Source organism: Acinetobacter sp. YH12041 (assembly GCF_013419975.1).
Taxonomy (GTDB): Bacteria; Pseudomonadota; Gammaproteobacteria; order Pseudomonadales; family Moraxellaceae; genus Acinetobacter.
The window spans coordinates 92,481-105,126 of record NZ_VOZC01000004.1 but is presented as its reverse complement, the minus strand read 5'-3'; the positions used below and the strand labels follow the sequence as shown (position 1 = coordinate 105,126).

The following is a 12,646-nucleotide window of genomic DNA, read 5'->3' as shown; positions in this document are numbered from 1 at the left end:
TCATTGGACAAGATCAGGAAGCTTAAAATAGATAAATTATAAAGATGAGCATACTATTTTCAGATTACAGGTCTATTTCTATCGAGCAATAAACCTGTAACCGATGACAACCAGCTTGATCTTGCAAACAGATTATTTCACCTTAGTTTTGCGAATCATCTTATACAATACTTTTGGCGATAGACGTGACACTAGAACACCCAGTTTTTCTTTAGAGCCCCCCACCACGATATATTCTTCACCACGTTTCAACGCTTCTACAGTCTGACGGGCAAAATCAGCCGGTTCCAGGCCATTTTCAATCGCTTCATCCTGCTTGGCCTGAGGTTTGCCTTCCCCATTTAAGGCATTAAAAGACACATTAGTTTTAATAAAGCCCGGAAAAATCACGGATACCTGAATACCCTGATCTGCCATTTCAGCGCGCAGGCTATTCGCCCACATATGAATCGCGCCTTTGGCTGCTGAATAAGACGCCCGATATTGAGTTCCAAGCAGGCCGGCCACACTGGAAATAAAAGCAATCCGGCCAGATTTCTGTTTTAAAAATGTCGGTAAAACTGTTTTGGTGAAAAACACCTGAGAGAAATAATCGACTTCCATAATGGCGCGTTCAGTCTGCATGGTGGTTTCCTGAATCAGGGCACGCTGGCTGAGTCCGGCATTATTGATTAGCCAATCAATGCGGCCTTTCTCACTCAGCACCTGTTCATAAGCCGTGCGTACCTGACTTTCATCAGTAATATCGGCCACGACTGAGATGTGTTGATCAGGATTCACCAGTCCTGAACGGACTTTTTCCAGTTCTTCCAAACGTCGTGCAGTCAATACTATCTGTGCACCTTGGGCAGCACATTCTTCAGCCAGTGCCTTACCAATTCCTGAAGATGCTCCGGTAATCCAGACTACTTTTCCCTGTAAATTTTCTAGTTTTGCCATTAAATTTTGTCACCCTCTTTATATGAATGTGTTCCTGGCGGCATTTCATCTTCCAGAAATGCCAGCAACTGCTCAAAATAATAACTCATGGTATCCGCATCATAGAGGCTACCGAGTTTATCAAAACGTTTATAACCCAGTTGTGTGGTCAGGTGAATCACACCATTCAATGTTTTATCCACCACCACATTAAATTTCAGCATCTTTTTTGGTTCACGCACCAGATGCGTCACACCCTGATCCACCACCTGAATAAAAGCTTTCAGTGCCGGTGAGACATACTGGTTATTGCCACCTTTCATTTGCTCCACGCAGCCCAGCAGTTCCGTGATCAGCATGCGTTCTACCGGATAGCGAACAAAGTATCCATTTTCATTTTCATGGGTCATCTTATACAGATAGTTCACCATAGGAATCAGCCGATCATTACCAAAGAAAGAAACCGACCATGGCATATATTTGCGAGTCGTTTCTAAAATCTGTTGAATGACTTTTTCGGATTCCTGATCTGGGGAGCTAGAGAGTTGCACGACACGACCAAAAATCTGGTCAATAATCTCACAGGCAATATCAGCCAGATTTTCACCGAGCAGTTTGGCCAGACTTTCCTGCTCGCCGGCATTAAATCGGGAATGCAGGTCTTTAAACCGTTGATGGGTATCGGGGTGAATCTTGAGAGAAATGCTATAGCTCATCTTGTTATCCTTTTTTTAATCGTCTGCGATGAGTCGCGTTTTTATCAATCTATCATACGTTGAGTTCAGGCAACTGCCAATTGGCGAAAGTTTGCTTTTGGTTAAGCTGCCGCATGCCTTGATTTTTTTGCTACAATAGATGCAATTTTTTATCCACTTTTGATCTGTTTAGACTATGACTGATTCAGCGCAAAATATTGCTACGACCTACGATCCGACCGAGATCGAGAAAAAATGGTACCAAACCTGGGAAGAGCGCGGTTACTTCAAGCCGTCTCAAAAAGGTGAATCATTCTGTATCATGATTCCGCCGCCAAACGTCACTGGTAGCTTGCACATGGGTCATGGTTTTAACAATGCCATCATGGATGCCTTGACTCGTTATAACCGTATGTCAGGCAAAAATACCTTATGGCAGCCAGGTACTGACCATGCGGGGATCGCAACCCAGATGGTTGTTGAGCGTCAGTTAGGTGCTCAAGGCGTAAGTCGTCATGATTTGGGGCGTGAGAAGTTCATCGAAAAAGTCTGGGAATGGAAAGAACAGTCTGGCGGTAACATTACCCGTCAAATCCGTCGTTTGGGTTCTTCAGTAGACTGGTCACGTGAACGCTTCACCATGGATGAAGGTTTATCCAACGCTGTTAAAGAAGTATTCGTGAAACTGCATGAAGAAGGCCTGATTTACCGCGGCAAACGTCTGGTGAACTGGGACCCTAAACTGCAAACCGCCCTGTCTGACCTTGAAGTAGAATCTGATAAAGAAGAACAAAGCTCATTGTGGCACTTCAAATATTTCTTTGAAGATAAATCGCTTCGCACTCAAGATGGCAAAGACCATATTGTCGTTGCAACCACTCGTCCTGAAACCTTGCTCGGTGATACTGCGGTTGCGGTCAACCCTGAAGATGAGCGTTATGCACATCTTGTTGGTAAAAATATCGTATTGCCAATTACTGGTCGTACCGTTGCCATTGTTGCTGACGAATATGTAGAAAAAGAATTCGGTACAGGCTGTGTGAAAATTACGCCTGCGCACGACTTCAATGACTATGAAGTGGGTAAACGCTGTGGTCTGGCACTGATCAACATCTTCAACAAAAATGCCGAAGTTCTGGCTGAGTTTGAATACATCGCGAAAGCGGGCGAACAGATTTCTAAAACCATCCCTGCGCCTGCAGACTACATTGGTTTAGAGCGTTTTGAAGCACGTAAAAAACTGGTTGAGCAAGCAGAAGCTGAAGGCTGGTTAGACCAAATCCAGCCTTACACACTAAAACCACCTCGCGGTGACCGCTCAGGTGTGATCGTTGAGCCATTACTGACAGACCAATGGTATGTAAAAATTGCGCCACTGGCTGAACCTGCAATTGAAGCGGTTAAAGATGGCCGTATCAAGTTCGTTCCTGAGCAGTACAGCAACATGTACATGTCATGGATGAATAACATTCAGGACTGGTGTATCTCGCGTCAATTGTGGTGGGGTCACCGTATTCCGGCTTGGTACGATGCTGAAGGTAATGTATTTGTCGGTCGCAATGAAGAAGAAGTTCGTGCGAAACACGGTATTGCACCTGAAGTTGAATTGAAACAGGACGAAGATGTACTGGATACCTGGTTCTCTTCTGGTTTGTGGACATTCTCAACTTTAGGCTGGACTGGCGACGAAGCGAAAGATAAAGAAAACTATTTCTTGAATACTTTCCACCCGACTGATGTTCTTGTCACTGGTTTCGACATCATTTTCTTCTGGGTTGCCCGTATGATCATGATGACCATGCACTTCATGAAAAATGAAGATGGCACACCACAAGTACCATTCAAAACTGTGTATGTACACGGTCTGGTACGTGATGGCGAAGGTCAGAAGATGTCTAAGTCTAAAGGTAACGTGCTTGACCCATTAGACCTGATTGATGGTGTTGATCTGGAAACCTTGGTACAAAAACGTACTTTCGGTCTGATGAACCCTAAACAGGCTGCGAAGATTGAAAAATCGACCCGTAAAGAATTCCCTGAAGGTATTCAGGCTTACGGTACGGATGCAGTTCGTTTCACATTCTGTGCGCTTGCCAATACTGGCCGTGACATCAAATTCGACATGAAACGTGTGGAAGGTTACCGTAACTTCGCCAACAAAATCTGGAACGGTACTCGTTTCGTGATGATGAACGTGGAAGGTCAAACCGTTGGTCAAACTGCACGTCCTGATCTTTGGGAATTGCCTGAACAATGGATCGTGAGCCGTCTGCAAAAAGCGGAACAAGCAGTTCAGCAAGCATTCGCGACTTACCGTTTAGACCTGGCTGCGCAAGCGATCTACGAGTTCATCTGGAATGAATACTGTGACTGGTATGTCGAGCTGACTAAACCGGTTCTAAACGATGAAAACGTATCTGAAGAGCGTAAAGCTGAAGTTCGTCGTGTGTTATTGGCTGTGATGGAAGCGTCTTTACGTCTTGCTCACCCAATCATGCCTTACCTGACTGAAGAAATCTGGCAAACGCTTGCACCTAAACTGGGAATCTCTGGCGAAACCATCATGCTGGCTCAGTACCCTGTTGCTGACGAAGCGAAGATCAACGAACAAGCTGAAGCAGATATGCAATGGCTGCAAGGTCTGATCGGTGCGGTACGTAACATCCGTGGTGAAATGGGCTTAGGTAATGCTCGCTTATTACCAGTTCTTCTTCAGAATACAACTGAAGCTGAAAAAGCACAGATCACTCGTATTGAAGCACTGTTCAAAGCATTGGCGAAAGTTGAAAGCATCACCTTCTTAGGCGACAGTGAGCAACCTCCATTGTCTTCTTCTTCTGTGGTTGGTCACGTGTCTGTATTCGTTCCAATGAAGGGCCTCATTGACCCTAAAGCGGAATTGGGCCGTCTGCAAAAAGACTTAGACAAGGTTCAAAAACAGCATGACCAGATTGCCAACAAACTTTCGAATGAAGGTTTCGTGGCAAAAGCACCTGCTGCTGTGGTTGAAGGCGAGAAAGTGAAACTTGCTGAATTTGCTGATCAGTTAGCAAAGATTAAAGCGAATATGGAGCAGATTGCGGCACTGTAATACGATAATTAAATTTAAAAAAAGTCATCCACAGGGTGACTTTTTTTTGTTTAAAAAATATATTATTTATCAAATAATCAAGAAGATAAAATTTAATGAAAATTTCTAAGATACATATAGCAAACTTTAGGGGTATAAAAGAGATTGATCTCTCACCTGCACAGATGAACTGTATTATAGGAGAGAACAATGCAGGAAAATCAACTGGTCTTTTAGCAATTAACTTATTTTTAAAAGGCACAAAAATCTCAGAATCGGATTTTTATGAAAAATCTAAAGAAATTTTTATAGATGTGACATTTTCAAATGTCACAGAAACAGATCTAAATAAAATTTTAGATAAGGAAAATAGATCTCGCATTAAAAATATTATTGAAAACAATGAACTTAAATTTCGAAGAAAATACAAAATAGATTGTACGAGTGAGTTACTTTGCTATAAAAAAGTGCCGATTAATATAATTTATAAAGCAGATTGGATAGCTAGTGAGCTTAAAGGTAAGAAAGGGGGTGAACTAAAAACTTTTCTAAAAGACACATATCAATTTACACAAAATGATGTAAGTAATATTTCTTCTCAAGCCGCTGCTAAGGAAAAAATAGAAGGGTTGATTCTCAACTTACCTTCAGATCAATTCGCCTATGACTGGGAACATTTACCAACAGGTTTCAGCAACACAGTTACACCAATGTTTCCTGAACCTATTTATATACCAGCAGTGAAAGATTTCACGGATGAAACAAAAACTAAAGAAAGTACAAGTTTTGGTAAATTAGTCAAAATTTTATTTACTCAAATTGAGAAGTCTCCAGAATTTTTAGAAATAAAAAATTCATTTGAAAAACTTAATAAAATGCTTAATCGTCAGCTCATCAAAGATGATGAAGGGAATGAGCAATTATTAGATGAACGATTAGATAGCTTAAAAATACTAGAGTCTGATATCCAACAAGTCTTTCAAGAAAGTTTTTCTCAGATTAAATTAGAATTGCAAATACCTAACCCAGAAGTAAGACAGATTTTTAATAGTACTCAAATTCTAGTTGATGATGGCATAAAAACTACCATTGATTATAAAGGTGATGGTGTTAAGCGCACTTTAGTATTTTCTATACTTAGAACTTATGTTGAGAAGCTTAATTCTGATAGTCAAAATACTGATTATATATTCCTCTTTGAAGAGCCTGAGTTGTACCTTCACCCCAATGGTCAAAGAATCCTCTACAATGTTCTTGAAAAACTATCAATCAAAGACCAAGTATTTGTCACAACACATTCTCCAAACTTTTTTTCTGCTACGGCCAAAGAAACTTGTTTTATTAAAATATATAAAGATTTTTCCTCAACTCCTCCATGTTCAAAAGCCAAAGAAATTAACTTTGTTCAAAATAGTTCTTATAAAGATGCTTTCCAAATTATCTGCTATGAAAATAGTACCCCTGCTTTCTTCTCTAAAAAAGTATTGTTAGTAGAAGGTGATTCAGATTTAATTTTCCTAAAGGGATTATCAAAATTTATCAATGAAAATTACTGTTTTGAAAAAACAAATATTCCCATTATTAGAATAAATGGAAAGATGAACACTAAAAGATTTTATGAGTTCTATAAACACTTTGATATTGAAGTCTTTACCCTATTAGATTTAGATATACTAATAGACGGGTTCGATAAACTTGATTTTAGTTCTAATGCATCTGAACTAAATAGTTTGAGACAGCAACTATTAACAAAACTAGATCAGATATGTGAGGAGAAAAATATCAGTAGCAAGATTAAGGGATCAATTATTTCAGAACAGATAAAGAAGCTTTCTTGGCAAGATAAATATAAACGTTTAAAAGCACTAGCAAATAAGATTAAAAACCGAGATGAAGTTTCAGATGATGATTTAAAAGAGATTGATGAACTTTTCGAATTTGAAACAAATAATAAAAGGAGAGAAGCTTTAAAATTACCCGAAACTTTCTGTTTAGAAGAAAAAATTCAACTAATAAACCGCTTATATGATTTAGGTTATTTTGTATTAAATTTAGGTGCTATTGAAGCTTATTATCCAAATCAAACTTCAGGTGAAGATAAGCCTTCAAAAGCTCTTAACGCTCTAAAAATTATTGAGAAAGAGCATATCGGTTATTTACCCAAAATTCCGTATCAACAAAATAATCATTGTGAACTGAGTCTTATAATGAATAAAATTTTCTCTTAATTTTCCCTCACCCCGACCCTCTCCCAAAGGGAGAGGGAGCGTCATTTGAATTAATACTTGCATGGATTTAGTAATGAAATTCCCTCTCCTGTTAGGAGAGGGTTAGGGAGAGGTGTTTTTACTTTTAAGCCCTAAACACACTTCCCATAAATCATCTAATACAGCATCAGTTTCTAACAACACTTCATTATTCCAATACCGTACAACCGCTAAACCTAAAGCTTCCAAAAACTTAGTCCGTTCAGCATCATATTCAATAACATCATCCGTTCCATGCTGACTGCCATCCAACTCAATCACTAAACCAATTTCATGACAGTAAAAATCTACAATAAAGGAAGCAATCACATGCTGACGGCGAAACTTGAGATTCATAAAGCGTTTAGCACGAAGCAATTGCCACATCAGGTTTTCTGTATCTGTAGCAGAGTGGCGCATGGATTTAGCGAATTCTAATAATTGAGGATCTATTTTCATTTTATTTCTTCTTAATATTATTCTTATTATATGATACACAATGGAATTCCCTCTTCTGAGCAAGTTTTAAAGCACTGCTTTAAAACGAAGCGCAAGTGAGGGTTAGGGAGAGGTGAATCTAAAAAATAACCCTCACCCCGACCCTTTCCCAAAGGAAGAGGGAGAAAAACATTAGAGCATCCCATGCCTTAAAAACATCTCTAATCCTTTCACCTTTTTGATATACATCAAACGTTCTTTTTCTACTTTAATCTGCTGCTTTATAGTAGAAGTATCTTCATCAATCTGCTTATACAGATCAGCAATTTGAACTTTTCCCTTTGCTTTTTTGACTGCAATTCTGGTTTTTGATGACCAGACCAATCGATTGATCAATGCATCAATCTGCTCTTGTAACTTCTGGCTCTGCACATCCAAAGCCATTTGATACAGCTTGACTTGCTCTGCACTTAAACTCTTTTGCGAAGGATCTCGATCTTGCTCAATCTGAAGCTGCATTTTCAGTAAGGCAAACAAATCCTGTTCTGCATATGCCTCGTTGGCACGTTGCAACAATTCAGTCTTTTTAATCTTCTTTACATCATTCGCTTCACGATCTGGATGAATCGCCGCAGCAATCTTTAAATACACCGATTTCACTGACTGCTCTGCCATCGCGGCTGCCTGTTCCTGCTTTTCCCGCTGGCGTTTTAGTTTGGCTCGCTCGCGGATTTGCTGAAAATGATCAGAGGCCCATTCTTCAAATCCCTCAGCATCAGCCGGATCTGGGACATTTTCATTCTTAAAGAATCTTTCCAGTTCATTGGTCTTTTTTTGGCTTTTTCTGAATTGAGCATGTTCAGCACGTTGCTGATAATAGGTGAAGATTTCATTGACCTTATTGGCTTCTTGCGCTGACATCGCCTGAGAATCTTGCAGATAATCTGCCAGGTATTGAATCTTCTCATCCAGTACTACCAACTCGGCCTTGGTAAAATCTGTTTCCTGCAAGTGCTTCCAGAGCTGTTCGAGCTGCTTAAACAGAACACCATGCAATTCATGATAGACCGGCATGAAAGTTTTATGCGTATATTGCTGTAGATCTTCTTCAGCCTGTTGCCATTGTTTTAACTCCAGCTTCTGCTGTTCGATTTTATCAATCAGACGATCCAGCTTCTTCTGCTGTGGCGAAAGCGCTGTGAATGGCTGGATCATGGTTTTTAAGTCAAAGAGCATGGCAGCAGAAAGACCCAAGGAAATCTTATCTATATTAATTCGTTCAGCTTTCGCCACAAAGTTCTTTTGACCTTAGGCTATTGAAATTTGTATCAGAATTAAAAAAAGCAGAACTAAGTCTGCTTTCTCATCCAGATTTTTGTTATTCCAGCACCACACGGCCATTTAAGGGCTGTACCGGACGGTTATTTGGATGACCCATTAACTTGGAAAATTCTGAAATCTGTGTCGCAGAGGCCTGTTGGATCTCTTTCAAAATCAACCAGCGCACACCTTCAGAACATGGTGGTGTCGTCAGCGAACCACTAAAGCGGTAATAATCCAAATTCTTAGGCAACATCTCATTTACAGGTTGCGGAGTTTTCAAGACGACTTTTTCACCTTGCTTTTTCGGCAAGCGATTCCACATACGTTTAAGCATCGGATTTTCTGTACCCTGCGCAAACATCATCGCCACTACAGCAAGTTCACCTTGAGTATTGGCATGGACAAAATGAATCTCTAGAGGATAGCTCTTGCCTTTAATTAGGTTCTCACTTGGGCTATGCAGATGAAACTGTTTCAGTACAAAAGTTTCACCATCCAGCTGCAATTCTCCGCCTTGAGCAAAGTCCACCTGAACGGTATGACCTTTATTTTCGATTGCGTGAATCATGGTGTTATAGCTAAACTTGAGCGGTTCCAGTTCGGCTTTGACAGTTCGCTCAATATTGATCGGTGACTGATTCAGTCCATTGCAGGCTGAATATTTCTGGTTTAGAGTCGACCATTGTTCAGGCTGAGTATAATTCCAGTCTGCATCTGCAAATACCGCTGTACTTAAGCCCATAACCGTTAAAAGCGTGAATATCTTTTTCACAATACATCCTTTCTTGGAAGTCAAAATCAATATTTTTAATTTAAAAAACAGATTTTTAGCTTGATCTAATCGCTATATTTTTCAGGGCACAACATACAGAAATTTATAATTATCAAGTTATTTGATTACAAATCATTAAATAGTTCTCATTATTCCCAGGAAATTGCTCAGATTTTATCTTGATATATTTCAGCAGGATATTATTTGTGCTGCTTAAAAATTACACAGAGTAAAATGTGAACTGGTTCAAATTTAATCTGTTGAATAATCAATCAATATTTACACGAAATATCTATCTTATTTTCTTAAAGTCCTTATATCTTTTACTCACAGCAATCACATTCAAAAAACATAATTTATTTTTATTCAAAATCTTACACAATTACAGCAGCAAACTAACAGCCGAGATTGCTAGACTCAGAACAAAGAGTGATCTGGAATAATAACAATGGACTGGGCCACCATATTTATAAATGATACGACTTGGGAATTTGCCACAGAGATTTTGCTGCGCTGTGTAGTCATGTACGCGATGATTATCCTGTTTCTGCGGCTGACAGGTAAACGTGGGGTACGACAACTTTCGATCTTTGAAGTCACCATCATTCTTGCTTTGGGTTCTATTGCCGGCGATCCGATGTTTACAGAAGATCTTCCCCTGATCCAGGCGGCGCTGATCATGTCGGTGATCATTTTCTTGTATCGTCTGACCACTTGGCTCATGATGAAATTTCAATGGTTTGAAGACCTGCTCGAAGGCAAACCGATTCATATTGTGGAAGATGGTTTACTGGTCATTGATGAAATTAAAAAAGGCAAAATGTCTCATGATGAATTCTTTGCTGAAATGCGTCAGCAAGGCATTGAACATTTGGGTCAGGTGCGTTTAGGTTTACTGGAAACTGACGGTAAATTCAGCATTTTGTATTTCCATCCAGATGATGTTCGGCATGGGCTCCCGCTTTTCCCTAAATCCTGCTGCATAGTCAAAGAAGTCAAGCCAGAAGAGCTTTATGCTTGTATTTATTGCGGTCAAGTCCAGTATTTAAAAGAAGCGGAACAGACTTGTCCACGCTGTCATTCTCACCAATGGGCAAAAGCCATGAATAGTCACCGGATTACTTAAAGCTGCTTAAGCCGCTGTAAATGATCAAAGATTTCTGGTAATTGCTGAATCTTATATTGAATATGTCCGGCATCCGGATGGAAACCTTGCATCCATAAAGCATGCATACCTGCGGCTGTTGCGCCTTGAATATCATTAACAGGATGATCGCCAATATATAGACACTTCTCTGGCTGCACGCCTAAACGCTCTGCGGTAATCTGAAAAATTTCTGCCTGCGGTTTGCTGAAACCGACCAATCCTGAACTGACAATCTCATCAAAATACTCTGCAATACCTAAACCGCGAATAGTATTTAATCGGGTCTCATGTCCACCATTAGACACAATGGCTAAGCGATAACCTTCAGTTTTAAGCTGTTTTAATACTTGCCCTGCTTGCGGCATCTCTACGGCGAAACGTCCAAACTGACTGAACCAGAACTGCGCTAGCTCATCTAGATCTGGTGGAGTTAACCATGATAATTCCTGCAACAATGCATATGCAGCTGAAGCGCCAATACTGCCATGAGTCAGCAATTCCTTTTTCGGATAACCGCCATTGTCTATGCGTCGCACAATCTCAATAATTTTCTCAAGTTCAATCTGTGCTAGTGCCGAAGCATAATACTCCGCCAGATAACGGCTATAGGCCTGTGTCGTCAGATCACGATGGGTCAAGGTATTGTCGAGATCGAATAGAACAGCTTGAATGGTCATAATTTAAAAAGGAATTGAAAGTTTTCTGTCATGGTAACAACTGGGAACTTTCAGGATTAGACCTAAAATTGCTAAGTTTTGTTGTTTCAGGCATAAAAAAGCGATGCCGAAGCACCGCTTTTATTTTGTTCTAAAATTAGAATTTGTATTCGAAGCCTGTACCAACAAGTAACTGATTGTCTTCATCAGAACCTTGTTCAATAGTTAAGTAACCTGCTGTACCGTACACTTTCACTTGCTTAGATAAAGCGTAGTCTACACCAGCAAGAAATTGCTTAGCTTCAAAGTCTGGAGTTGCATTATTGAAAGTCACATCGCTGTAGCTATATTGACCCTTTACTGTCCATTTTTTCGCGTTTGGTAGATTATATTCAGCACCAATCAACCATGCTTGAGCATCGTCGATAGTTGCTGCTGCGGCTTGGTTTGCTGCTGGACTAGCAGAAGCATTTTCAATATCAGAAGTTTGATACAATGCACGAAGTGATAGACCATTCTCTAAGTTGACACGACCAATTGCACGAACTGTATTTGCTTCTGCAACAACATTACGGCTTGCTGTAACATCTTGGCCTAAACGAGGAGCTGTATTGTCGGCATTTAGGAAACCACGACCTAAGAAACGAGAAGGAATTGCTTTGTCATAACCCAGACCTGCGACAAAAGTTTTGTCTGAGTAAACGACTGAAGAAGACCAAGAGTCACCTAAACCACGGCCAGCGACTGTATAACCGCCTTTAGTAGATTTAATTGTGTCATTACCTTCACCAGTTGCAAGTTGAAGTTTTGCTTCAACTTTACCTTCGCCAACATTGAATGCAGGAGTTTCATAAACCAATACGTTATCGATACGGTTTTCACCTGCCATAATACCGTTTACGTCAGCATTGTTTGCTACATAGTTGTTGAAAGTATCCACTACAGCAGAAAGCTGTTTTACAGGCGTATCAATCTTACCGACTTTTAACGCACCTAATTTCTCATCTTTTAAACCAATGAGAATATTACGCGGTACGAATACGTCATTGCTGCTGTTTGAACCTTCATCACTATAGAATGTGAATTCAGCTTGGTATAACGCGCTTAAACGGTCGGTTAATTTTTCGTCCCCTTTTAAACCCAAGAATGAGTTATTAGAGTTCAGGTCAGTAATATGACGATCTTCTACGCCATTTTTATTATCTGCTTGTACATGATCTAGAGAAAGATCGATTTCACCATAGAAAGTTGGTGCTGCAAATGTAGTCCCCGCTAAAAGGCTGAGTGCGATTGCTGTTGCTAACTTAGTTTTCATTAAAAAATCCTTTAACTTATTTTGTTACAAATAATACACACGACGCCTATATTACAAAATTATTAA

Annotated in this window: 10 protein-coding genes; 3 read left to right on the top strand and 7 right to left on the bottom strand. The window is 39.9% G+C overall.

From position 1 onward, the window contains the following. Positions 1–132: 132 nt before the first annotated feature. On the bottom strand, positions 133–939 hold the full coding sequence (locus FTU00_RS04395; RefSeq protein ID WP_159122835.1) for an SDR family oxidoreductase: 807 nt from the start codon (positions 937–939) through the stop codon (positions 133–135). Continuing rightward, positions 939–1,634, bottom strand: coding sequence for a hypothetical protein (locus FTU00_RS04390; protein WP_180179182.1), 696 nt, complete (start codon positions 1,632–1,634; stop codon positions 939–941). Before FTU00_RS04390 ends, FTU00_RS04395 begins: the two co-directional genes overlap by 1 nt. A gap of 175 nt (positions 1,635–1,809) precedes the next feature. On the opposite strand from FTU00_RS04390, the gene FTU00_RS04385 reads away from it, so the two are divergent. Further along, positions 1,810–4,704 carry a valine--tRNA ligase gene (locus FTU00_RS04385; protein ID WP_180179181.1) on the top strand — a complete coding sequence of 965 codons (2,895 nt, stop codon included), beginning with the start codon at positions 1,810–1,812 and terminating at the stop codon, positions 4,702–4,704. 95 nt (positions 4,705–4,799) lie between these two features. Continuing rightward, positions 4,800–6,911, top strand: coding sequence for an ATP-dependent endonuclease (locus FTU00_RS04380; RefSeq protein ID WP_180179180.1), 2,112 nt, complete (start codon positions 4,800–4,802; stop codon positions 6,909–6,911). A 102-nt stretch (positions 6,912–7,013) separates the two neighbouring features. Here FTU00_RS04380 and FTU00_RS04375 read toward each other — a convergent pair whose 3' ends face one another. The 3 genes from FTU00_RS04375 to FTU00_RS04365 all read right to left on the bottom strand — a co-directional run bounded on the left by FTU00_RS04375 (position 7,014) and on the right by FTU00_RS04365 (position 9,432). Beyond that, positions 7,014–7,388, bottom strand: a complete 375-nt coding sequence (locus FTU00_RS04375; protein WP_180179179.1) for an endonuclease domain-containing protein — start codon at positions 7,386–7,388, stop codon at positions 7,014–7,016. Positions 7,389–7,559: 171 nt separating this feature from the next. Further along, on the bottom strand, positions 7,560–8,603 hold the full coding sequence (locus FTU00_RS04370) for a molecular chaperone DnaJ (RefSeq protein ID WP_180179241.1): 1,044 nt from the start codon (positions 8,601–8,603) through the stop codon (positions 7,560–7,562). 142 nt (positions 8,604–8,745) lie between these two features. Next, complete coding sequence (locus FTU00_RS04365) at positions 8,746–9,432, bottom strand: carbonic anhydrase (RefSeq protein ID WP_180179240.1); 687 nt, start codon at positions 9,430–9,432, stop codon at positions 8,746–8,748. Positions 9,433–9,910: 478 nt separating this feature from the next. On the opposite strand from FTU00_RS04365, the gene FTU00_RS04360 reads away from it, so the two are divergent. Further along, a complete protein-coding gene (locus FTU00_RS04360) occupies positions 9,911–10,588 on the top strand; it encodes a DUF421 domain-containing protein (RefSeq protein WP_180179178.1) in 678 nt (225 codons plus the stop codon). On the opposite strand, the gene FTU00_RS04355 is transcribed toward FTU00_RS04360, so the two are convergent. Further along, a complete protein-coding gene (locus tag FTU00_RS04355; protein WP_180179177.1) occupies positions 10,585–11,286 on the bottom strand; it encodes an HAD family hydrolase in 702 nt (233 codons plus the stop codon). The two genes, FTU00_RS04360 and FTU00_RS04355, sit on opposite strands and share 4 nt — an antisense overlap. A gap of 136 nt (positions 11,287–11,422) precedes the next feature. Beyond that, positions 11,423–12,580: a porin gene (locus tag FTU00_RS04350; RefSeq protein WP_180179176.1), complete on the bottom strand. Its 1,158-nt coding sequence runs from the start codon at positions 12,578–12,580 to the stop codon at positions 11,423–11,425. Positions 12,581–12,646: the final 66 nt, after the last annotated feature.

What these genes read in the sequence shown, in the direction of transcription:
- FTU00_RS04395 (WP_159122835.1), bottom strand. Translation starts at nt 939, where the DNA reads ATGGCAAAACTAGAAAATTTACAGGGAAAAGTAGTCTGGATTACCGGA.
- FTU00_RS04390 (WP_180179182.1), bottom strand. Translation starts at nt 1,634, where the DNA reads ATGAGCTATAGCATTTCTCTCAAGATTCACCCCGATACCCATCAACGG.
- FTU00_RS04385 (WP_180179181.1), top strand. Translation starts at nt 1,810, where the DNA reads ATGACTGATTCAGCGCAAAATATTGCTACGACCTACGATCCGACCGAG.
- FTU00_RS04380 (WP_180179180.1), top strand. Translation starts at nt 4,800, where the DNA reads ATGAAAATTTCTAAGATACATATAGCAAACTTTAGGGGTATAAAAGAG.
- FTU00_RS04375 (WP_180179179.1), bottom strand. Translation starts at nt 7,388, where the DNA reads ATGAAAATAGATCCTCAATTATTAGAATTCGCTAAATCCATGCGCCAC.
- FTU00_RS04370 (WP_180179241.1), bottom strand. Translation starts at nt 8,603, where the DNA reads ATGCTCTTTGACTTAAAAACCATGATCCAGCCATTCACAGCGCTTTCG.
- FTU00_RS04365 (WP_180179240.1), bottom strand. Translation starts at nt 9,432, where the DNA reads ATGGGCTTAAGTACAGCGGTATTTGCAGATGCAGACTGGAATTATACT.
- FTU00_RS04360 (WP_180179178.1), top strand. Translation starts at nt 9,911, where the DNA reads ATGGACTGGGCCACCATATTTATAAATGATACGACTTGGGAATTTGCC.
- FTU00_RS04355 (WP_180179177.1), bottom strand. Translation starts at nt 11,286, where the DNA reads ATGACCATTCAAGCTGTTCTATTCGATCTCGACAATACCTTGACCCAT.
- FTU00_RS04350 (WP_180179176.1), bottom strand. Translation starts at nt 12,580, where the DNA reads ATGAAAACTAAGTTAGCAACAGCAATCGCACTCAGCCTTTTAGCGGGG.